We start from the raw sequence: 22433 nt of genomic DNA, 5'->3' as shown, positions 1-22433 counted from the left end.
CGCGAGGGCGATCAGTCGAGCACGCCGATGGTGGTCAGATACTCGCGCGCGACCGCCTCGGCGGGTTCGCCACCGACCTGGATGCGGCCATTGAGCTCTTGCAGGGTCGCCATGTCGAGATCGCTGAAGATCGGGTTCAGCACCTCGGAGATGGCCGGGTATTCCTCGAGCACGGTATCGCGCACCACAGGCGCCGGCTCGTAGACCGGCTGCACACCCTTGTCGTCCTCCATCACCACGAGGCCCGCGGCGCCGACACCGCCATCGGTGCCATAGGCCATCGCCGCGTTCACACCCGAGGTGCCGCGCGCCGCCGCCTGGATCGTCGCCGCGGTGTCACCGCCCGACAGGATCACGGTCTGGTCGGGGCCAAGCTCGAAGCCATAGGTCTCCTGCATCGCCGGCAGCACCGCCGGAGAGGAGACGAACTCGGTCGAGGCCGCGAGCTTGATCTCGCCGCCATCCGCCACCCAGGCGCCGAAATCCGACATGGTGACCAGCTCGTTTTCCTCGGCCAGCGGCCCGGTCAGCGCGATGGCCCAGGTGTTGTTCGCGGGCGCCGATTGCAGCCACGTCAAATCGTTCTCGGTGTCGAGCTCGGCGGCGCGGGCATAGGCCTCTTCGGGGTTCTTCCAGACCTCGCTGTCGGCCTCGTTGAAGAAATACGCCGCGTTGCCGGTATATTCCGGGTAGATGTCGATCTGCCCCGCGAGCAGCGCCTCGCGCACCACCTGGGTGCCGCCAAGCTGCAGCCGGCGCTCCACCGGCAGTCCGGCATCCTCGAGCGCCAGCGCGATCATGTTGCCAAGCAACCCGCCCTCGGTGTCGATCTTGGACGAGACGGTGATCTCGGCATGGGCGGCGGTTCCGAGCGCGGATGCAAGCGCGAGGGCGGCGGTAAGGATCTGGGATTTCATGGCGGTCTGAGCTCCTCCGGGGTAGGTGGCCGTGCCCGTTCAGGGCGTTTCCCCGTCGGACCTAGCGCGCAGGCGTCGTTCACCAAGAAGGAAAGCACGGGCACCCGGCATTTGTCGACCGCCAAGCGTCATGGCCCTGGGATTGGACCTGCCGGACCCGGGAAACCGCCGCCGCGAGCACGTGGCTCCCGGCGGCGGGGATGGCCCGGTCAGGCCTCGATCTGCGAGATCATCCGCTCGAGGCGCTCCATCGCGCGCACCCCGTCGCCGATATCGGGCACGTTGCGGCTCTCGCCGCGCAGGACGGCGGCCACGTCCGCCAGCAGCGCCGCGTAGCCCTTGTGATCCTCGTTGGCGGCGGCGGTGAAGTTCGGCGTCCAGCTCAGCGTGTCGCAGGCCGGGTCGAGCACCGCGCCGGGATCCTCGGCCTTGAAGGGCGGATCGCGGTAGAGCGCCACGTTGATGATGTTGTCGACGTGCAGCCGGGCGTGATCGCCCATGATGCGGATCTCTTCCATCGGCGTGCCACGCGACTGCACCGTGCCCATGACGATGTTGCCGATCTTGCCCTGCTCCGTCGTGAAGTTGAGGTGCAGCAACAGTTTGCCCGGCTGCGGCGAGACAGAGCGGACCTGCATGTCGCCGAAATCCTCACCGGCGAACCACGGGATCAGATCCATGTAATGCACGCAGTGATGCAGGTAGAAGCCGGTATAATCGGGCTCGCCCTCGAAATAGGTGGGCGCGGTCATGTAGGCGCCGGTGATGCCCAGAACATCGCCGAAATCGCCGCCCCTGAGCACGTTCATCGCCATGCGGTTGCCGGTGGAATAGCGCTTCATGAAGCCGACCATCACCGGTTTGCCGGCGGCCTCCGAGGCCTTGGCGATCTCCAGCGCGCCGGCGGCGGTGGCGGCGGGGGGCTTTTCCATGAACACCGGCAGCCCCGCCTCGAGCGCCGCCAGCGTCGCCATGCGGTGCAGCTCGGGGCCGACCGCCATGCCGATGGCGTCGAGCCCCGGCGTCTTGATCATCTCGCGGAAATCGTCGTGCAGCGCGGTGACGCCGTATTCTGCTGCGGTCTTCTTCAGCGCCTCGCCGTCGCGGTCGCAGAGCGCGGCGATGCGGATGTCGTTGCGCCCGAGCTGCGGCAGCAGCATCTGGCGCGCGTGACGGCCGCAGCCGATCCAGCCGATATTGATCATTGGTCCACCTCAGCCAGCGCCAGCGCGTTTCGGATGACGCCGAGCCCGGCCATGAGCTTGTCGCTCTCATCCTCGCGCGGGGCGCGCCAGTGGGCGATTGGCAGCGCGATACGGTCATCGGCGCGGCGGAACGGCTCGAGCGAGATCGGCCCGGCATAGTTCACCTGCGCCAGCGCGCGCATCACGGCGGTCCAGTCGATATGGCCGGTGCCGGGATGGCCGCGATGGTTCTCGTTGGCCTGGAAATGCACGATGCGGTCGCCCGCCATGCGGATCGCGTCGGGGATCGAGCGCTCTTCCATGTTCATGTGGAAGGTGTCGAGCATCAGCTTGAAGCCGGGGTTGTCGACCGCGTCCACCACCTCGCAGGCCTGCCGGGTTGTCGACAGGATATCGGTCTCGAACCGGTTCAGCGCCTCGACCGCGAAGGTCACGCCGGCGGCCTCGGCCTGCGGCGCGATGGTCTGGAAGGCCGAGATCGTGCGCTCGGCGCGGGCGGCGATCTCGTCGTCGGTGCGCGGCACCGGCGGGCGACCGGCAAACACCATAGGCTCACCGTAGAGCGGCCCGCCGACGATGCCGCCGCCAAGCTCGGCCGCGACGTCGATGCAGAGCTTGAGGTAATCCATGCCGCCCTGCCGGTTGGCCGCATCCTCCGAGGCGATGGAGCGCTGCTGGTTCACGCGGGCGGCCAGTACGGTGAAGATGCCGGCATCGTCGGCGGCCTTCTTCACGTCGGCGATCGAGAGGTCGTCCTCGGGCTCGGGGACCAGAAGCTCGACGAAGTCGAAGCCGAGATCGGCGGCCTTCTGGAAATAGTGCAGATCCTTGCCGGCAAAGGGCCGGATGAACTGCATGGAGATGATGCCGATGGGGTTTTTCACGTTTCTTGTCCTTTCCGTCAGCCCTTGACCGCACCTTGCGTGAGGCCGGAGATCAGGCGTTTCTGCACCAGCAGGAAGAGCACGGTGGCGGGGAGGGCGCCGACGATGCCGCCGGCGGTGAGCAGCCCCCATTGCACCTCGTATTCGCCGATCAGCGTCTGCACGGCGACGGTGATGGTGCGCACGTTGCGACCACCGAGTGTGAGGGCATAGAGATACTCGTTCCACGAGGTGATGAAGATGTAGATGCCGGTGGCGATGATGCCGGGCAGGCAGAGCGGCAGCACCACGCGGCGCAGCGCCTGCATTCGTGTGCAGCCATCGGTCATCGCCGCCTCGTCAAGCGAGCGCGGAATGCCGTTCATGTAGCTGACCATCATCCAGATCGAGAACGGGATCGCCACGGTCGAGTTGGCGATGATCAGCGCGATATGGGTGTCGAGCAGCCCAAGCACCCGCATCAGCACGAAAAGCGGCAGGATCAGCAGCACCAGCGGGAACATGTTGATGAGCAGGAACTGCAGCATCAGGATGCGCTTTCCCCTGAAGTTGAAGCGCGAGAACGAATAGGCCGCCGTGACGCTGAGCGAGAGCCCGACGATCACCGTGCCGCCGGCAACGATGAAGCTGTCGAGCAGGTTCTCGGCGAAGCCCACGGTGCGGAACAGCCGCGTGTAGTTCTCGATGGTGGCATTGAGCAGCGACGGGCCTTCGGTGAAGAGCGTGCTCTCGTCGCTGATCGAGGTGATGAACATCCACAGGTAAGGCCCGAGCGTGAAGACCAGAATGGCCAGCATCGGCAGGTCGACCGTCAGGATGCGCTTGGTGGTCGAGGGTTTGTGCAGTGCCATCAGGACGCCGCCTTTCCGGTGCGCTTGAGGTAGAAGACCACGACCACCATCAGCAGCAGGGTGAAGAGCACGGCAATGGCCGAGCCGTAGCCGAAATCGAGATTGGTGCGGGCCTTGATGAAGGCGTAGAGCGGCAGCGTGTGGGTGGCGTAGCCCGGGCCACCGCCGGTCATCACGAAGATCACGTCGAAGCTGTTGGCGACCCAGATCATCCGCAGCAGCACCGCGGTCATCATCACGCCCGAGATGCCGGGCAGGGTGATGTGCCAGAACTGGCGCCATGCCGAGGCGCCGTCGATCGAGGCGGCCTCATAGTAGCTCTGCGGGATCGATTGCAGGCCGGCGAGGATCATCACCGCGAAGAACGGGAAGCCCTGCCAGGTCAGCGTGAGGATGATCGAGGCCAGCGCGGTGTCGGGATCGGCAAGCCACGGGATCGCCTGCTGGATCAGCCCCATGCGCAGCAGGAACTCGTTGGCGATGCCGTAATTGCTGTCGTAGATCCACACCCACATCAGCGCGATCACCACCGAGGGCAGCGCCCACGGGATGATGATCAGGGCACGGGCCACCGGGCGCCACGGGAACTCCTGGTTGAGCAGCAGCGCGGTCACCAGGCCAAGCAGGAGCTGCGCCGGGATCGTCGTGCACATCCAGATGATGGTGTGCTTGAGCGAGATCCAGAACACCTCGTCGTTGAGCGCCGCCTTGAAGTTGTCGAGCCCGACCCAGGTGAAGTCATTGGGCCGGAAGAGCACGTATTCGTGCAGGCTCATCCACGCGGTCTGCAGCATCGGGAAGAACACGATGGCGAGCGTGACGAGCACCGCCGGGGTAAGCATCGCGTAGGGCAGCACCTGACGGCCCAGAGAGGCGCGGTGCTTGGGTGTCTCGGAGACATGGGTCATGGTCGCGTCCGTCATGGGGCACGGGGCTTTCGGCTTGGGGAGCGAGGGTGTCCGGGCGCCGCACTCGGGCGCCCGGATCGTGGCAGAGCGCTTACTCGGCGAAGAGCTCTTCGATCTTGGCGTTCATCTCGGCCGGCTCGATATCGCCGGTCAGCACACGCTGCATGTTCGTGGGCCATGCGGTGTTGACGAAATCCGCCGTGGCCGAGCTGTTGGGCAGCATCTCGGCGAAGGGCAGGCTGTCGACGGTGGCCTGTACGAAGCGTTGCGGGTGCAGCGTCCAGCTTTCGCTGTCGGCCTTGACCACGGGCAGCTGGCCGGTGGCCTCGTTGAACATCGTGTTGTTGCCCTCGGTGGACAGGAAGGTGATCCACTTCCATGCCGCTTCTGGATCCTCGGCCGACGAGAGCACCGCGGTGCTCTCGTCGCCGAAGGCGGTCCAGTGGCCGCCGCCGCATTCCGGCACCGGCGCGGCGGAGACATTGTCTCCCAGCGCTTCCACCATGCCGTTGGCCGAGCCGATATGGTGGATGGTCATCGCGGTCTTGCCGGCCTTGAAGGCGCCGATGATCTCCTGGAAGCCATCGTTGGGGGCCGAGGGCGGGAAGACCCCGTCCTGCTGGAAGAGATCCGCCACGAACTGCGTGCCGGCGACGCCCGCCTCGGAGGTGAGGCCCTCAGTCAGGCTGACGCCCTCGGCGCCGAGCGTGAAGGTTGCCCAATGATCGTGCCCGCCCTTGGCACCACGGAAGCCGAAGCCATAGACATCGGTCTGGCCGTCGCCATCGGTGTCGCGGGTCAGCGCCTTGGCGGTCTCGCGGAACTCGTCGCAGGTGGTGGGCACCGACAGGCCCAGCTCCTCGAACATGTCGGGGCGGTAGTAGAGATACAGCACCACGTATTGCACCGGCAGGTAATACTGCTGGCCGTCCGGGCCCCTGGTGAGCTCGATCAGGTTGTCCTGCAGCCCGTCGGCGCCGTCCCAGTCCGCCAGCCAGTCATCGATCGGCGCCAGCGCACCCATCTCGACGAGGCGGGGCTGGGCGAACATCTTGACCATCGCCGCGTCGGGCGCGTTGCCCCCGATCACCGCGGTATAAAGCTGGTCGTAATAGCTGTTCCACGGGATGTTCTCGGCCTCGACGGTGATGTCGGGGTTGGCCTCCTCGAAGGCGGCGACAAGCGCATCCATCGGGTTGTCGGCATTGTCGAAGTGGTACCAGAACCGCACCGTGCTGTCGGCGCTGGCCATGCCCGCGCAGAGTGCCAGCGTCGAGGCGATGCCTGTCAATGTCTTGAATTTCATAACTTCCTCCCTGTGTTTCCGCCCCTACGGAGCGGCAATCCTGCGAAAGACCTCGCCCGCCCGCGTGAACGCGTCACGCGCCTCCGGCAGGGCAGAGCCCATTTGCATGAAGCCGTGCACGACACCCGCGATCAGGTCGTATGCATCGTCGCGGCCAAGCGCACGGAGCCGCGCGACCAGCGCCTCGGTGTCCGAGAGCAGCGGGTCGAGCTCGGCGGCGTTCAAGTAAAGCGGCGGCAGCCCGGCGAGCTGTGCGTCGCTGGCGGCCAGAGGTGCCACGGCGGGCGCGTCGCGCTTGGGCTCGGAGACGTACCAGTCCCAGTAGCGCATCATCTTGGCGCGGGTCAGGCCCGGGCCCTCGGCGTTGCTGATGTAGCTGTCGCTGTCAAAATCCGCACCGTAGACGCCGTAGAACAGCAGCCCGCAGGCCGGCAGCTCGGCGCCCTCGTCGATCAGCCGCAGCATTGCCGCGAGCGAAAGGTTTGCCCCAGCGCTGTCGCCACCGATGCTCCAGCGCCGGCCCGGCTCGAGGGCTTTCCACGCGCGAAGAATGTCGTCGAGACCCGCGGGATATGGATGCTCTGGCGCGAGGCGGTAATCCACCGTCAGCACCGGGCAGGCGCAGGCCTCGGCGATGCGCCGCGACGCAGCCTCGTGGGTCATCGGCGAACACAGCGCCCAGCCTCCGCCATGCACGTGCAGGATCGCCTCGGTGCCGGTGTCGTTGGCCGGCACCACCCAGCGGGCTGGCATCCCGGCATGCATCACCGTGCGCGCTTCGGCCATCTCTGGCAGCTCTGCGTTCCAGCGCTGGTTGGTCAGCTCGGCCAGCGCGCGGGCGTGCTGCGGCGGCATCAGCGTCGGGTCGCCAAGCCCGGCATCCTCCTGCGCCAGCCGCTCGAGCACGGCGCGCATGTTAGCGGTGGGCGCGCTCATGCGCTTTCTCCGGTGTTGCTGAGGTCGGGCCCGAAATCGACGATCGTGGCGATGTGGTGCGAGAGCAACTCGCGCAGCGTCTCGACATCCCGCTCGGCCAACGCATCAAGGATCGGTACGTGGCGCTCCGCCGTCGCCTCCAGCTCGCGATTGGGCTGGGCGTTGAGGATCTTGAAGCGGTGGTTGTGGATCAGGCAGCGGGTCAGGATCGGCGCCACCAAGGGCAGGTCGGCGGCCTCGAACAGGCGCCGGTGGAAGGCGCGGTCGAAGACCGAGAGCCGGTACTCGTCGCCGTCCCGGGCGGCGTTGCGCATGGCATTGAGCCGGTCGTGCAGATCACGCTCGAGCATCGCGTCGGCGCGGGCCACCACGCGGTCGAGATAAGAGCATTCGACCTCGCGGCGCACATGCAACAGCGCGCGCGCGTCGTCGGCATGGCACGGCGCGACGGTGGTGCCGCGATTGGGCAGGCGGTTCACCAGCCCCTCCTCGTTGAGCCGCATCAAGGCCTCGCGCACCGTGCCCTGGCTGCACTCGAAGCGCTGTGCGAGATCCATCTCGGTCAGCGCCTGCTCGGGCTTGAGAGTTCCCAGCACGATCTCCTTCTCCAGCGCCTCGAACAGCGCATGGCTGCGCTTGCTCGTGCGGCGCGGCGTGACATCGCTCACGGTCATGCTGGTGAAACTCTCCACGGCCATCCTGTGCCGGTCCTCCTCCCGTAGGGCGGGGCCTTGCGGCTTTGCCCTTGTCGTCCATTATCAATATCGATAACATCACAAATATCGATAATGCAACCCCACAATTCCGGGGCCGCAGGTCAGGGAGGACCACATGGCAGAGATCCAGCTGGAGGGCATCGTCAAGAACTATGGTGCGCATCGCGCGATCCATGGTGTTGATTTGCACGTGAAAGATGGCGAGTTCGTCGCCTTTGTCGGGCCCTCGGGCTGCGGCAAGTCGACAATGCTGCGGATGATCGCCGGGCTCGAGGAGATCTCGGGCGGGACGCTGAGAATCGGGGGCCGCGTGGTCAACGAGATCGAACCCAAGGGCCGCGACGTGGCCATGGTGTTCCAAGATTACGCGCTCTACCCGCATATGACGATCCGCGAGAATATCGGCTTCGGACTGAAAATGCGTGGCTGGAAGGCCTCTGATATCGCCCCCAAGGTCGAGGAGGCGGCGGGCATCCTGCAGATCGGCGACTATCTCGACCGCAAGCCGGGCCAGCTCTCGGGCGGCCAGCGCCAGCGCGTCGCCATGGGCCGTGCCATCGTGCGAGAGCCGTCGGTGTTCCTCTTCGACGAGCCGCTGTCGAACCTCGACGCCAAGCTCCGGGTCGAGATGCGCACCCAGATCAAGCGCCTGCACGCGATGCTCGGCACAACCACGGTCTACGTCACCCACGACCAGACCGAGGCGATGACGCTGGCCGACAAGGTGGTGGTCCTGAAGGCCGGCCACATCGTGCAGGAAGGCCCGCCGATGGAGCTATACGAGCGCCCGAACTGCCGCTTCGTGGGCGAATTCATCGGCTCGCCGCAGATGAACGTGTTCTCGGGCGAGCTCGACCGCTCGGGCGCGGCCCCGGTGCTGCGCATGAAGGGCGGCACGCTGGAGCTCGGTGAGGTCGCGGCGCGCGATGGCACACGGCTCGACGTCGGCGTGCGGCCCGAGGATCTGGCGCTCGCGGCGCCCGGCCAGGGCGCGATGAGCCCGGTGGTGGACATCTACGAACCGCTCGGCTCTGACACCATCGCGATCTGCCGGCTGGGCGAGCACGAGGTCTCGGCACGGCTCGCGCCGAACGTGCCGCTGCGCTCCGGCGAGACCCTGCCGCTGGGCTACGACCGCGCGAAGCTGCATTACTTCGACGGCGAATCCGGACAGCGCCTCGACGCGGCCTAGGCCCCACCGCCCTCCTGCAATGCGGCCAGACCGGCCAGCACCACCTTGAGCAATCGCCGGAGCGCGTCTTCGCGCTCCGGCTTCGGCCCCGGGCCGATCAGCGCCGGGTGCAGAAATCCCGCCAGCGCCTCTTCGAGCATCGTCGCCTCGGCCTCTGCGCCGAGGCCGGCTTCGCCAAGCAAACCCGCAAGCTCCTGATGCAGGCGGAGCATGTGATCGCGGATCACCGGGCGCTCGCCGGCCGTCGCCTCGTTGAAGCCGTAGAAGATCTCGGGATCCGTGCGCACGCGAGCGCTCTTGATCCGGTAGCGCGCGACGAACCAGTCCTCGATGCGCTCCGCCGGCGGCGCACTGCCGCCACAGATCGCGGCGGTGCGCGCCCGCGCATCGACCAGCCAGCTTTCGGTCACTGCGTCGAGCAGCGCCGCCTTGTCGCGAAAATGCGCGTAAAGCGCTGCGTGACTCACGCCCATCTCGCGCGCCACATCCGCCAGCCGCAGCTTCACGAACCCGTTTTCACGGATCCGGGCAACCGCGATCTCTACGGCACGCTGCCGCGCTTCTTCCGGGCTGAGACCTGTCCGTGGCACGCCGCTCCTCCTTGACGCATCGGTTTTCGCCAATTACAGAATTAGAAAAATGTAATCAACTGCCCGCGCGCCTCTTCCCGATGATTTTCGGCGTTCGCGGGTTTCTCTATGTCGACATGCCTGCACGGAACTGCCGCGGACCCTGGCCGGGGCCGGGCGCCGTGAGTTTCGGCGGTCCAACCGAAAGACCATATGATGTTGAGCTTGCTCAAGGATTCCCGGGCCGTCGCGCTGCTATTGGCCGCGTCGCTGACGATCCTCTCCAACAGCCTGATCAGCCCGTCCCTGCCGGGCATCGAGGCGCGCTTCGCCGACGAGGAGAACGCCGCGTTGCTGGCGCGCCTGCTGGTCACCGCGCCCTCGCTGATGGTGGCGATTCTCGCGCCCTTCGCCGGCGCGCTGGCCGACCGCTTCGGCCGCCGCCTTCAGCTTCTCGCGGGCGTGGCGCTCTTCGCCATCGCCGGGACCGCGGGTCTCTACCTGCCGACCCTCAAGCTGGTGCTGTTCAGCCGACTGTTCCTCGGGGTTGCCGTGGCGATGATCATGACCGCCCAGACAGCGCTGATCGGTGACTATTTCAAGGGCGAGAAGCGCGGCAACTTCATGGGCCTGCAAATCGCGGCAACCAATTTCGGCGGCCTCATCTTGCTGATGCTGGCCGGCTGGCTGGCCGCCTTCACGCCCCTTGCGCCCTTCGCGATCTACGGCATCGCGCTAGTCTACCTGCCGATCATGATGCTGACGCTGGAGAAATCCGACCGCAGCGCATCGCAGGTCGAGCCCGCCGCCTCCGACGGAGAGGCCAACTGGGTGGCCACGCTGGTGCTGGTGATCCTGCTGGCCGGGCTGTGCTTCGTCTGCTTCTACCTGCTGCCGACACAGGCGCCCTATTTCCTCGCCTCGATCGGTCATCCCGAGCCGCAGGCCGCCGGCATGCTGATGGGCGCGATGACGCTGGCCGGCGGCATTGTCTCGCTGTTCTTCGGCAAGGTCCGGATGCGGCTGGGCCGCTCGGGCACCCCGGCACTCGGCTTCATGGGCTTCGCAACCGGGTTCTACCTGTTCGGGATCGCCCCGAGCTTTGGCCTGACCCTGCTGGGCGCGGCCTTCATCGGAGCCGGCGGCGGCCTGCTGATGCCGACCTTCCTCGGCCTCGCGGTGGGCATCGCACCTGCGCATCGCCGCGGGCTAGCGGCTGGCGCCATCACCACGAGCATCTTCCTTGGGCAGTTCCTCTCGCCCTTCGCCTCAACGCCGCTGATTGCCTCGCTGGGCTATGCCACGACCTTCCTCGCGACCGGTGCGCTGCTGACGCTGCTGGCACTGGTGGCATTGATCGGCCTGCGGGCGCCGCGCGATCCCGCAGCCCGCCCGCTGCCGGCCTGAGGCCCGAGAACCGGGCGGCACCCGGCTGATTCTGACAGGCGGGGGGTTTTATTTTATCCCCCCCCCCCCCTTTTTTGTATCTGTCAGGCGGTTGCCTCGCGCGCCGCCACGTTGCGGCGCTCTTCCCTTCGGAAGAAGATGTAGTAGAGCACCGGGGCAGCCACCAGCGTCAGCACGGTGGCGAAGGCCAGACCGCCCATGATCGTCACCGCCATCGACACGAAGAACGCGTCTCCCAGCAGCGGCGCCATGCCGAGGATCGTCGTCGCCGCCGCCAGCACCACCGGGCGCAGGCGCGATGTGGAGGCCCGGATGATCGCCGGGCGCAGCGCCTCGCCATCTTCGCGCAGCAGGTCGATTTCCTCGACCAGCACGATGCCGTTCTTGATCAGCATCCCCGACAGCGACAGCAGGCCGAGCAGCGCGGTAAAGCTGAACGGCAGCCCGGTAAGGCCAAGCCCCAGCACCACGCCGTTGACCGACATCGGGACAAGCAGCCAGATGATCAGCGGCTGGCGCAGCGCGTTGAACAGCAGGATCGAGATCAGCACCATGATCAGGAAGCTGACCGGAAGCTGGGTCCCGAGCGCCGCCTGCGCCTCGCTCGAGCTCTCGTAGTCGCCGCCCCATTCGAGCTTGTAGCCCAGCGGCAACTCCATCGCCTCGACCGCGCCGCGCACCTCGCCAAAGGCCGTTGCGGCGGTCACGCCGTCGACGATGTCGGCGCCCACGGTGATGGTCAGCACGCGGTCGCGGCGATGCACAAGCGTGTTCTCGGGGATGAACTCGAAGCCGTCGACCACCTGCTCGATGGGCACGAAGGATTCCGCCGCGCTGGAATAGATCACCTGGTCCATCAGGGTCAGATCGCTGTCGGGATCCTCGCGCACGAGGATCGGGATCAGGCGCTCGCCCTCGCGATAGGTGCCCGCCTGCGTGCCGTCGGTGGCCGTCAGCAGGGTCTTCGAGACGTCGTCGCGGCTGATCCCCGCCGCCTGCGCCCGGTCGGTGGCGTAGCGCGGGCGCAGCACCAACTCCTGTTCGCGCCAATCGGTACGGGTGGTGGTGATCTTGTCGCTGGCCTCTTTCATCACCGCCTGCGCCTCGATGGCAAGGTTGCGCAGCACCTCCGGGTCGGGCCCGGAGAACCGCGCCGCCACCGGATCGCCGCCACCGGGGCCGAAGACCAGCCGCTTGGTGCGCATCTCGCCCTGCGGCAAGGCCTCGGCGCCGAAGGCGTCAAGATCGGACTTGAGCTGCGGGATCTCGTCGAGCGTGGCGGTGCGCACGATGATGTGGCCGTAGGACGGGTTCGCCTTCTCGGCCTGATAGGTCAGCATGAAGCGCGTCGCACCCTGTCCCACGAAGGTGGTCGTCGCGACCACCTCGTCACGCTCCGCGAGCCAGCCCTCGAGCACCTTCAGATCCTCAGAGGTCTTCGCGATCGAGGCGCCCTGCGGCAGCTTGTAGTGCACGAAGAACAGCGGCGTGTTGCTGTCGGGGAAGAACTGCTGCGGCAGCTTGGCGAAGGCGTTGAAACACACCGCCGTCAGCGCGATCAGCCCCACCACGACCAGCCAGCGCAGCCGCAGCGCGAGGTCGAGCGTGCGCCCGAACAGGCGGAAGAAAAACCCGCCATAGGCATCGTGATCGCCTTCGTCCTTGGTCACGAAGAGCTTGTTGCCAAGATAGGGCGTCACCGTGATGGCGAGGATCCACGACAGCATCAGCGACATGCCGATGACCGCGAAGAGCGAGAACAGGAACTCGCCGGTAGCGTCGGGGCTCGTTCCGATCCCGGCAAAGGCCATGATGCCGATCACCGTGGCGCCGAGCAGCGGCACCTGTGTCTTCTTCGTCGCCTCGTCCGCCGCCGCCGGGCCGCGCTTGCCGTGCAGCATAGAGACCTGCATGCCCTCGGCCACCACGATGGCGTTGTCGACCAGCATCCCCATGGCGATGATCAGCGCCCCGAGCGAGATGCGCTCCATCTCGATCGAGAAGATCGCCATGAAGAACACCGTCCCGATCACGGTCAGCAGCAGCGTCGCGCCCACCACAACCGCCGCGCGCCAGCCCATCGCCAGCGCCAGCACGACGACCACGATGGCGACCGAGGTGGCAAGGTTGAGCAGGAAGGCGTTCGACGCCTCGTCCACCACCACGTGCTGCTGGTAGATCGGCGTGATCTCGACGCCGAGCGGAATGTCCTTGTCGAGCTCGGCGAGCTTGGCGTCGACCCGTTCGCCGACCTCGACGATGTTCTCCGAGGACAGACCCGCGACCCCGAGGGTAAAGGCCTCGTGGCCATTCTGCCGGATGATCAGATCGGGGTTGTCCTGCCGCCCGCGATAGACCTCGGCGAGGTCGATCAGGTTGATGATCTCGCCCTGCACGCCCACCGTGAGCCCGGCGATGGCCGAGACCGTGTCCTCGCCCTGAGGGCGCTGGATCACCGTGCGCGAGCCGTCGCGCTCGAGCGTGCCGGCTTGCGAGACGCTGTCGGCCTCCGAGATTGCCGAGGCCAGCGCTGTGGGCGGGATGTTCTGGTTGACCGCGCGGGCGATGTCGGGCTCGACGAAGATCGCCTCGTCGGGCAGGCCCGCGGTCTCGACATCGGCCACCCCGTCCACCGCGAGCAACTCGCGGCGCAGGAAGATCGCCAGCCGGTGCTTCTCGGCATCCGAAAAACCATCGGCCGTGATGGCATAGAACAGGCCGTAGACGTCTCCGAAGCTGTCGTTGACGTAAGGCGCACCGGCGCCCGAGGGCAGCCGCGCATCGCCCACCCGGTTGCGCAGGTCGGTCCAGATCTGCGGCAGCTCGGTGCCGTCATAGGTCGACTTGATCTCGACCTCGATGGTCGAGACGCCGGGGCGGTTGACCGAGGTGATGGTCTTCAGCTCGCCCATCTTCTGGATCTCGGATTCCAGCGGCTCCGAGACCTCCGTCGCCACCTGCTCGGCCGAGGCGCCGGGATACTGGGTGACGATGACGGCGTTCTTGATGGTGAAGGCCGGGTCTTCGAGACGGCCGATGGAGAAGAACCCCCAGATGCCGCCGAAGAACAGGATGAGGATCAGGATCCACGTGTAGATCGGCCGCTCGATCGAGCCGCGTGCAATGGTGGTCATACCCCTGCCCTCACTCGCCGAAGCCGACGAAGCGGCGCGCCTTCATGCCGTCGGTAAGGTCACTGACCCCGGCGACGACGATCTCGTCGCCCGATTGCAGCCCCTCGATCACCGCCACGCCGCCATCGTCGGTCGGCTCGACCGTCACAGGCAGCCGCGTGAGCGTACCCTCTGCGGCGCCCTTCGGGTCGAAGCGGAACACGAAGGTGGATCCGTCCGAGGCGATCTGCACCGCTGCCGCCGGGATCTCGATGCGCGGCTCGCCGCGGCTCAGTTTCGCGATCACCGTCACCGACGAGCCCGGCAGAACGTCGAGCCCCTCTGGCGGGGCCATGCCGAAGGTGGCGCGATAGGTCTGCCCGATCGCCGAGGTCTCGGCATTCAGCTCGCGCACGGTCATCTGGTACGTTTCGGGCGAGGATGGGAAGCGCGCCAGCACGCTCACATCGTCGGCCACGTCGGCCTTCTGGATCAGCACCTCGGGCACGTCGATCTCGACCCGGATCTCGGACATGTCATGCAGGCGCACCACCGGCGTGCCGGCCGAGATCGTGGTGTAGTTCTCGACCATGCGCGAGGCGACGAGCGCGTCGAACGGCGCGTAAAGCGTCGCATCGTCGAGCGCGATCTGTGCGTTGTCGACGGAGATCCGGGTCAGCCCGGACTGGGTTTCGGCATCGTCGAGAGCCGACTCGCTGACCGTGCTGCCGCGCAACTTGTTGAGGCGCTCGAGATTGCGGTCGGCCTGCTCCTTCTGCAGCTGCGCCTGATCAAGCGAAAGCTGGAACGGGCGAAGGTCGAGCTGCGCGATCAGCGCGCCCTGCTCGATGGAACTGCCTTCGACGACAGGGAAGCGCTCGATCTGGCCACCCACCTGAAAGGCGAGATCCACCGTGCGTCGCGCCACCACCTTGCCGAAGAACTGGCGGGTGAGCTCCTGCGTACCGGCCTCGACCACGGCGAGCTTCACCGGGCGCAGCGAGGGCTGCGGCTCGGTCTGGGCGAGCGCTGCCTGCGACGAGGCGAGGATCATCGTCACCGCGGCGGCGGCGAGGGGGAACCGGGAGAAGATGGTCATAGGGTAAATCCCTTCGGCAGTCCGTTCTGCAGGATACGTTCAGCCACGCGGTCCATCAGCGTGGCGAGCTGGGTCATTTCGTCGGGGCTCAGGCCGGAGAGCTCGCGGAACTGCGCAACGATCCGCTCGATCAGATCGCTTCGCGCCTCCTGCCCTGCCTCGGTCAGGCGAAGCTGCCAGGCGCGCCGGTCGTCGGGGTCGCGTTCACGCAGCACCATTGCCTTGGCCTCGAGCTGGTCGGCCACCGCCGTCACCGTCGAGGGCTGGGTGTTCAGGTCCTCGGCAAGCTGGCCCATGCGGCGCGGCACGCCCAGATGCATCATCAGCTTGCGCTCGGGCTTGGTCAGCGCGCTGGCCACCTGGCAGTGATCCATCTGCTCGTCGAGCGCGTGTGACAGCACGAAATGCCCGAACAGGATGCGCAGCTCTTGCGGGAGCTGGCCTCCGGACGGATCGAGAAGGCGGTCGGCGAGAGTCGGCATGGGCGGTCCCCTTTCCCGCTGCGAATTAGTTCGACTACTGAAACATTTCAAGTCTCGAAATATTTCACGGCCGAAATGCCTGCATCGTGCCTCGCGGCCCCTCCCCGCGTCTCGGCACGACATAGGTCTGTCGATCGCGAGGTCTCGCGGGCCTGCCACGCGAGCCACAACATTCGCATCCCGGCGCGCGTGCGGCCGGGTTTCTGTCGAAGCGGATGGGGACTGTCCGGCGTGGCGGCGGGCCCCCGCGCCGTGGTCAGATCAGCGGCACGAAGGGCACGCCGCAGGCCGAGAGACCAAGTGCAGCGATGATCATCAGGAGTACGGGTGCAGGTTTCATGCGGACGGTCCTTGCCTGTGCCCCGGCGATCTGCGCGGGATCTCTGCGCTCCAGCCTAGCCGCCACGAACGCTCGCCGCAAAGCACCAGGTCAAAGACCCGCGCCGCGTGGCCGCACGACCCCTCTCACGCACGGGCCTGCGCATAAATATATCTATTTGACAAGATCTTGCCGGTCCGCCGCCGAGGCCGAGACGCCTGCCCAAACGGCCACGGACTTACTGAAATCACGCCCGACAAGCGATTTGGAGTCCACCAAGCCGGTGCCGCATTGCTGCGCCGCCGCGAAAAATATCCTTTGACTCAAGGCGACCCGTTGCGTCTTGATACACTCTATAGGTGATTTGACCTTACGTAAATTACACCCAAACCATTGGAGGGCCCCCATGTCGAACGTCGCGGGAAAAGCCTATGCGATGAACGTGGTGACCCCCAGTCGCCCGGCCGTCACCTGGATCAACCGATTGCTCTTCATGGCGGCGCGCGGCCTGCCCTCGAACCTGATGGGTCTGCTTGGACTGTCTCTCATCCACTTCGCCCGATGGGTCATCGTCAAGCGCGACCAGTGGCCCGATCTCGGTCAGGGCAAGGAGAGCCTCGACAACGACTACATGCTGTTCTGCTCGAATTTCAACGGCACCTGGGACCAGTATATCGACGCCTTTTCCGACGGCATCCCGAACGGTCTCAACCTGTTCTGGTACTCCGCCAGCAAGTACCCGCTCTCGATCCCGATCACGCCGTTCAAGGATTACATCACCTACAACCAGATCGGCACCGACTATTACTACAACGCCACGCCCGGCTCGGCGCAGCGCGACATCAAGTCGGCGCTCAAGGTCTATGACCAGGTGCTCAGCCTCGCCGAGGCCCATGGCAAGGACACGCCCGAGGCCTTCGCCAAGGCGTTCAACGCCGCCTATCTCGAGATCCAGAACGATCTCGGCGATCCCGGGTTCGGACCGGTCGCCAGCCTCGACACCGAGCGCGCCGACGTCAACCGGTTGGCCTATGTCGAAGCAGCACAGGCGTGTTTCACCGCCAAGCGGGGGGCATGACATGGCAGATCTCGACACCGGACACCTTTTTCTGACCTACCTGATCCCGATCCGGCGCGGCGGACCGCATGGCGATGTCTCTTACAAGCAGAAGGTGCGCATCGAGCTTGCCCGCCTGCCCCCGGCGCACCAGACCCCCGCGACGCAAAAGACCAAGTTCGCCGCGCCCTTTGCCCGCAACAGCCGCAATCACTTCGCCCGCATGTTCGTCCTTGATGACGTGGTCTACAACGGCCGCAGCGCGCAGGATGCGCTGGTGGCCACGGTGAAGGGCGTCAACACCATCGTCCCGGGCAAGGTCGACCGACTGCGCTCGGCCTATCTCGTCTTCACCGCCGATATCGACGCCATCGCGAAGGAGGGCGATCCCCTTCCCTCGAACCTCGGCCCGGAGGAGCAGCGCAAGGTGCGGCTGGCCTATGCCCAGACACTCTGGGAGACGATGGGAGAGGAGATCAAGGCGATCTTCGACAATTGCCACGGCTTCGACGGCACCGACAGCGGCGCCGCGTTCGGCGCCTATCTCGAGCGCTGCCATGTCGAGACGACGATGCCCTACCACGATTATTACCTCTCGCTCCCGGCCTTCAACACGCTGCCGCTGAAGGGGCTGATCGCCGCCGTGGGCATCCCGGCGGTCGTGGCGCTGGCAGCACTGGTGCTGCGGATCTTCGGGGTGATCCATGTGCTTGGCATGAACACGCTGGGGCTCGCACTGGTGGCGCTGGCGCTCACGGCGCTGGCGTTCCTGATCTCGGTACGCTTCGCGCTCGCGAACGGGGCCAAACCGCTGCCCCCGGCGAGCCATGATGACCTGCCGACCGTGCTCAAGGCGCTCTACACCCAGCAGGCCTTTGCCGATTTCATCGCCGCCAACCAGCACGCCCGGCCCGAGGCGTTGCAGGCGGCTTTCGGCGATTTCCTGAAACGGCACGCGCCGGGCGACGTCTCCGGACCGACACAGCAGCCGGGCGTGATCTCGGACAGTGCGCCGCAGCCGCGCGCCGGTTTGTAAGGGAGGGGGAGTCATGGCCGATCAGCTGAACCTGCACGACATCCAGGGCAACGTCACCCGCGCCTACGGGCGCTTCTCCTTCCCTTTCGCGCGCTACCTGTTCTTCCGCATCCGCAACCCCGCCGCCGGGCGCGCCTTCGTCGATGCGGTGCGCAAGCAGGTGACCACCTCGGCGCGCTGGCCGGAGGAGGCCGACAAGCCCGAGTGCACCGTCAACATCGCCTTCACCTTCATGGGGCTCTACTGGCTCGAGGTGCCGGACCGGACGCTTCAGGGCATGCCCGACGTGTTCATCTCCGGCATGCGCAGCCGCGCCTCCATGCTGGGCGACCGGGACCCGACCAAGACCGCCGATGACGATCCCGACTGGGACCGCGACTGGGATCCGATCTGGCAGGGCAACCGCAAGGAGGGCAAGGGCGGCGCCGAGGACGTGCATATCCTCGTCACCCTCAACGCCCAGCCCGATCTCGGCGGCGCCGACCCCGAGACGCCGGAGGGGCTGGCGCGGCTCAAACAGCCGCACCCGGAGCTCGAGGCCAAGACCGCGTGGCTGAAATCGCTCACCGGCAGCGGTGTCGAGTTGATCGAGGCCAATGGCAAGGCCGGCGATCAGCCCTACCAGGCGGCTTCGGCGGTGTTCGACGATTTCGAGGGTCTCGCCCTGCCCACCGCGCGCGAGCATTTCGGCTTCACCGACGGCATCGGCGATCCGGTCTTCAAGGGCCAGTACCCGCCTGAAAAGGAGAAGACAGCGCTGATCGGCCGTGGCAAGCGCATGGGCGGCGACTGGGAGCCGCTGGAACCGGGCGAGTTCATCCTCGGCAATCCCGGCGAAAGCCAGGAGCTGCCGCCCACTGCGATGCCGCCAGAATTCATGCAGAACGGCACCTTCATGGCCTACCGCAAGCTGCACGAGAACGTCGCGAGCTTCCACGAGGTGGTCGACGCCGAGGCAGCGCAGTACGCCGAGACCATGGGCGTGGACCTGCCGCAGGCCAAGGAGACCATCCTTGCCAAGATGTGCGGCCGCTGGTCGGACGGCGTGCCTCTGGCGGTGGTGCCCGGCTACGACGACTGGATCGCCCTCGGGACAAAGCTCGGCTGGCGCGACGACACGGGGGCCATGCTGAAGACCCCGCTCGCCTGGGAGAAGAACCTCGCCTATATCCGCAGCCCCGCGGCCTCGGATTTCCGCTATGCCGACGACATGGCGGGCTTCAAGTGCCCCGGCGGCGCGCATATGCGGCGGATGAACACCCGCGATTACCTCGATCCGCTGAACCAGTTCGGCATCGATCCCGAGACCGGCAAGCAATTCGAGAACCCCAAGGCCACCCATGCCCTCAACAAGCGCCGCCGGGTGCTGCGCCGCGGCCTGCCCTACGGGCCGCCGAATTTCGAGCCCCGCGACGACGCCTCGGAACAGGGGGTGATCATGATGGTGATGGGGGTCGACCTGTTCCGGCAGTTCGAGTTCGTGCAGCAGCAATGGATCCAGTACGGGCTCGACTTTCACCAGGGCAACAACACCTGCCCGATGCTGGGCCGCCACGACCACCACACCCGCCACATGATCCCGTCGGACCCGAAGAGCGGCAAGCCGCCCTACATGATGACGCGGCTCAAGACCTTCGTGGAATGCCGCGGCGGCGACTATTTCTTCGTGCCCTCGATGATCGCTCTGCGGATGATCGCGATGGGCATCGTCGATCCGACGTGAGGGCGCTTTGATGCTGGCACGGCTGAAAGGATGTCTCACCACCCTCGCCCGCTTCGTCATGGTGATGGCCGAGGGGCTGGCGGCGCTGGTATGGCTGATCGCAAAGGGGGCCGGCGTCTTCGCAAAGGGCGGCAAGGCGGCGCTGGCGCCGTTCTTCACCGCCGCCGCCACGCAGGAGAAGGGTTTCGCGGTGCTGCGCGCCTTCTGGCCCAACCTGTCGCTCAAGGCGGTGCTGATGAAGGCCTATGACAACACCGGTACCTCCGTTGTTACCCGCCACGAGGATTGCATCGACGTGCTCAACCGCAACGCCGATTTCGAGGTCGTCTACGGCCCGCGCATGCGCAAGCTGACCGGGGGCGAAAACTTCTTCCTCGGAATGCAGCCCGGCTGGGACTACACCCGCGACACTTCGGCCATGCGCCTCGCCGCGCGCCGCCCGGATGTGGCCGAGGTGGTACTGCCGCGCGCGGCACAGCTGGCCGACGAGATCGTCACCGGCGCCGGCGGTCGCATCGACGCGGTGCCCGAACTGTTCCTGCAGGTGCCGTGGGACATGACCGACACCTATTTCGGTGTCGGAGGAGAGCGCGAGACCATGCAGGACTGGACCACCGTCCTGTTCTGGTACCTGTTCGAGGACCTGCCCGCCGATCCAGAGCTCGACACCCGCGCGATGCGCTGTGCCGCGGGGCTGCGCGACTATCTCGACAGTGCCATCGCCGACCGCAAGGCCGCCCCCGATGATCGGCCGCAGATCCTCAACCGCTGCCTCGCACTGCAGGGCGCTGGCACGCCGGGGATGGATGATCTCGGCATCCGCAACAACCTGCTGGGGCTGCTGATCGGGGCGATCCCCACGATCTCCAAGGCCTGCTGCCTCGCCCTCGACGAGCTTCTGAACCGTCCCGAGGAGCTGGCGGCGGCGCAGCGTGCTGCGCGATCGAACGATCCGGTCTTCGAGCAGTTCATCTGGGAGGCGCTACGCTTCAACCCGCACAACCCGGTGATCTATCGCCGCGCCTTGCACGACACGGTGGTGGCGCGCTCGACGCTGCGCGAGGCGAAGATCCGCAAGGGCCAGATCGTCTTTGCCGCCACCCTCTCGGCGATGTTCGACCGCTACCGCATTTCCGACCCGAACAGCTTCCGCACCGACCGCCCTTGGGAGGACTACATCATCTGGGGCTACGGCATGCACACCTGCTTTGGGGCGGCAATCAACAAGGCGGTGATCCCGGCGATCCTGAAACCGCTCATCGCCCAGCCCAACCTGCGCCGCGCCGAGGGGCCCGCCGGGCAGATCGACACCGGCGGCACCCCGCATCCGCAGCACTTCCACCTGCTCTACGACTGAAGGTCCGCCATGTCCCAGCCCCTGCTCGTGACCCTGCTGCCCTCCACCGATGTCGATCTCGGGCGCTGGCTTCTGAGCCATTACGGGGTGAGCTATCGCGAGCGACCCCACGCGCCGATCTTTCACGTGCTGGCCCTGAAGAGCTGGGGCGTGAGCGCGGAGGGCTACCCGCTGCTGGTCTCGGCCGATCGCGGAACGAAATCGGCGGGCATCCAGACCATCCTCGACCAGCTCGAGCCGAAGGCCGCGCCCAACAAACGGCTCTGGCCCGACAAGATGGTCGAGCCCGAACGCTGGAAGGAGGTCGACACGCTGCAGCACGACGCACGTTTCGGCATCGGCACCGCGGTGGTGCAGTGGTCCTACTGGAACCTGCTGAAATACAAGCCCGTGGTCTGGCCGTCTCTGACCACCGGGGTGCCTTGGTACGAAACCCTTACTCTGCGCCTCGCCTTCCCGGTGATCCGCAGCCTGATGTACAAGGGGCTGAAACTCGATCAGAGCGTCGCCGACAGCGCGCTCGAGACCATCCACGCCGGCTTCGACAGGCTCGACGCGAGGCTCTCCGACGGGCGGCGCTACCTGGTGGGCGAGACGCTGACCTTCGCCGATCTCGCCACCGCCGCCTCGCTGGCGCCGATGGTGCTCGCGCAGGGGTATCACGGCATGCTGCCGCTCGAGGCGCGCTGCCCGGTCTTCATGCAGGAGATCTACAAGCCCCTGCGCCAGCGCCCCACAGGCCGATACATCCAGCGGATCTATGACACCCACCGCGCGGCGCAGCTTCTGCAGCTGCGATGAGCCGACTGCCGCTCCGGCTCGTCGCTTTCAAGGCTCCGGACCGCCCGATCAGGCACAGAACGGTTCCAAATTGAGCATGTTTGCGGTATAACAACTATACGTTGTATTGATTCTCTAATTGCAACTTTGGGAGGTTTTTCTTTTGGCTGACAAACCACAGGACGACTCCGCTTCGAACGGTTCGGACGGCCCTGACGAGACCGCGCTCATCCTCGCCGACCTCGCCCTCAGAGCCCGCAATGACCCTGAATATTATGAAAAACTGAAATCCGCCAAGGCCGCGGATCTGAAGGAGCTCGGCCTTTCAGACCTCACACTCACGGACTTCAAGACCCGACTTTCCTCAACCATTGATCAGATAGGAGCATTGGAAATGGCCATGCAGCAAGCAGGAACCTCCGCCGCAACGATGGCATCCTCGACCCAGGCCGGAGGCACCGCCGCCTCGGTCGGCACCGTGGGCTCCGTGGGCAGCGTCTGCGGCACCGCGGCAACCTTTGCGACCGCTGGCACGGCCGGTTCGGGAGGCGCGGCATCGACGCCTCTGGGCGGCGG

Annotated in this window: 20 protein-coding genes; 8 read left to right on the top strand and 12 right to left on the bottom strand. The window is 66.3% G+C overall.

The window, feature by feature from the left end:
* Positions 1 to 11: 11 nt before the first annotated feature.
* From osmF to R2601_RS21985, 8 genes are all read right to left on the bottom strand, one after another.
* Positions 12 to 917, bottom strand: a complete 906-nt coding sequence (osmF, locus tag R2601_RS22020) for a glycine betaine ABC transporter substrate-binding protein OsmF (protein ID WP_007802890.1) — start codon at positions 915 to 917, stop codon at positions 12 to 14.
* 209 nt (positions 918 to 1126) lie between these two features.
* The gene (locus R2601_RS22015) at positions 1127 to 2122 is read right to left on the bottom strand and encodes a Gfo/Idh/MocA family protein (RefSeq protein ID WP_007802888.1); all 996 of its coding nucleotides are present in this window, start codon (positions 2120 to 2122) and stop codon (positions 1127 to 1129) included.
* Positions 2119 to 3006: a sugar phosphate isomerase/epimerase family protein gene (locus R2601_RS22010; RefSeq protein WP_007802887.1), complete on the bottom strand. Its 888-nt coding sequence runs from the start codon at positions 3004 to 3006 to the stop codon at positions 2119 to 2121. Before R2601_RS22010 ends, R2601_RS22015 begins: the two co-directional genes overlap by 4 nt.
* Before the next feature lie 17 nt (positions 3007 to 3023).
* Positions 3024 to 3857 carry a carbohydrate ABC transporter permease gene (locus R2601_RS22005; RefSeq protein WP_007802885.1) on the bottom strand — a complete coding sequence of 278 codons (834 nt, stop codon included), beginning with the start codon at positions 3855 to 3857 and terminating at the stop codon, positions 3024 to 3026.
* A complete protein-coding gene (locus tag R2601_RS22000; protein ID WP_007802884.1) occupies positions 3857 to 4780 on the bottom strand; it encodes a carbohydrate ABC transporter permease in 924 nt (307 codons plus the stop codon). The genes R2601_RS22005 and R2601_RS22000 overlap by 1 nt, the downstream gene beginning before the upstream one ends.
* Before the next feature lie 76 nt (positions 4781 to 4856).
* Entirely contained in the window at positions 4857 to 6071 is a 1215-nt protein-coding gene (locus R2601_RS21995) for an ABC transporter substrate-binding protein (RefSeq protein ID WP_007802882.1), read from the bottom strand.
* Positions 6072 to 6095: 24 nt separating this feature from the next.
* Positions 6096 to 7007, bottom strand: a complete 912-nt coding sequence (locus R2601_RS21990) for an alpha/beta hydrolase (protein ID WP_007802880.1) — start codon at positions 7005 to 7007, stop codon at positions 6096 to 6098.
* Complete coding sequence (locus tag R2601_RS21985) at positions 7004 to 7705, bottom strand: GntR family transcriptional regulator (protein ID WP_007802878.1); 702 nt, start codon at positions 7703 to 7705, stop codon at positions 7004 to 7006. Before R2601_RS21985 ends, R2601_RS21990 begins: the two co-directional genes overlap by 4 nt.
* A gap of 133 nt (positions 7706 to 7838) precedes the next feature.
* Here R2601_RS21985 and R2601_RS21980 point away from each other — a divergent pair, with 133 nt between their 5' ends.
* On the top strand, positions 7839 to 8915 hold the full coding sequence (locus tag R2601_RS21980; protein ID WP_007802876.1) for an ABC transporter ATP-binding protein: 1077 nt from the start codon (positions 7839 to 7841) through the stop codon (positions 8913 to 8915).
* On the opposite strand, the gene R2601_RS21975 is transcribed toward R2601_RS21980, so the two are convergent.
* A complete protein-coding gene (locus tag R2601_RS21975; protein ID WP_007802874.1) occupies positions 8912 to 9505 on the bottom strand; it encodes a TetR/AcrR family transcriptional regulator in 594 nt (197 codons plus the stop codon). The two genes, R2601_RS21980 and R2601_RS21975, sit on opposite strands and share 4 nt — an antisense overlap.
* Positions 9506 to 9700: 195 nt before the next feature.
* Between R2601_RS21975 and R2601_RS21970 the strand changes: the two genes are divergently transcribed.
* The gene (locus R2601_RS21970; RefSeq protein WP_110740114.1) at positions 9701 to 10891 is read left to right on the top strand and encodes an MFS transporter; all 1191 of its coding nucleotides are present in this window, start codon (positions 9701 to 9703) and stop codon (positions 10889 to 10891) included.
* A gap of 83 nt (positions 10892 to 10974) precedes the next feature.
* Here R2601_RS21970 and R2601_RS21965 read toward each other — a convergent pair whose 3' ends face one another.
* Genes R2601_RS21965 through R2601_RS21955 form a run of 3 tightly spaced genes read right to left on the bottom strand, consistent with a single transcriptional unit; the run spans position 10975 to position 15585 of the window.
* Positions 10975 to 14025, bottom strand: coding sequence for an efflux RND transporter permease subunit (locus tag R2601_RS21965; RefSeq protein ID WP_007802871.1), 3051 nt, complete (start codon positions 14023 to 14025; stop codon positions 10975 to 10977).
* 10 nt (positions 14026 to 14035) lie between these two features.
* Entirely contained in the window at positions 14036 to 15103 is a 1068-nt protein-coding gene (locus tag R2601_RS21960) for an efflux RND transporter periplasmic adaptor subunit (RefSeq protein ID WP_007802870.1), read from the bottom strand.
* Entirely contained in the window at positions 15100 to 15585 is a 486-nt protein-coding gene (locus R2601_RS21955) for a MarR family winged helix-turn-helix transcriptional regulator (protein ID WP_007802869.1), read from the bottom strand. The genes R2601_RS21960 and R2601_RS21955 overlap by 4 nt, the downstream gene beginning before the upstream one ends.
* Positions 15586 to 16310: 725 nt before the next feature.
* Between R2601_RS21955 and R2601_RS21950 the strand changes: the two genes are divergently transcribed.
* The 6 genes from R2601_RS21950 to R2601_RS27110 form a co-directional block, all read left to right on the top strand.
* Positions 16311 to 16982 carry a hypothetical protein gene (locus tag R2601_RS21950; protein WP_040545716.1) on the top strand — a complete coding sequence of 224 codons (672 nt, stop codon included), beginning with the start codon at positions 16311 to 16313 and terminating at the stop codon, positions 16980 to 16982.
* A gap of 1 nt (position 16983) precedes the next feature.
* Complete coding sequence (locus R2601_RS21945; RefSeq protein ID WP_007802866.1) at positions 16984 to 17997, top strand: hypothetical protein; 1014 nt, start codon at positions 16984 to 16986, stop codon at positions 17995 to 17997.
* Positions 17998 to 18010: 13 nt separating this feature from the next.
* The gene (locus R2601_RS21940) at positions 18011 to 19720 is read left to right on the top strand and encodes a Dyp-type peroxidase (RefSeq protein WP_007802865.1); all 1710 of its coding nucleotides are present in this window, start codon (positions 18011 to 18013) and stop codon (positions 19718 to 19720) included.
* 10 nt (positions 19721 to 19730) lie between these two features.
* Positions 19731 to 21077: a cytochrome P450 gene (locus R2601_RS21935; protein ID WP_040545715.1), complete on the top strand. Its 1347-nt coding sequence runs from the start codon at positions 19731 to 19733 to the stop codon at positions 21075 to 21077.
* Positions 21078 to 21086: 9 nt separating this feature from the next.
* On the top strand, positions 21087 to 21878 hold the full coding sequence (locus tag R2601_RS21930; protein ID WP_007802862.1) for a glutathione S-transferase C-terminal domain-containing protein: 792 nt from the start codon (positions 21087 to 21089) through the stop codon (positions 21876 to 21878).
* Positions 21879 to 22020: 142 nt separating this feature from the next.
* Positions 22021 to 22433, top strand: a 413-nt coding sequence (locus tag R2601_RS27110; protein ID WP_217626400.1) for a hypothetical protein, incomplete at its 3' end; no start/stop codon positions are given.

The organism is Salipiger bermudensis HTCC2601, assembly GCF_000153725.1.
Classification (GTDB): Bacteria; Pseudomonadota; Alphaproteobacteria; order Rhodobacterales; family Rhodobacteraceae; genus Salipiger; species Salipiger bermudensis.
The sequence above is the reverse complement of the archived record's forward strand: the minus strand, read 5'-3'. Positions and strand labels throughout refer to the sequence as shown.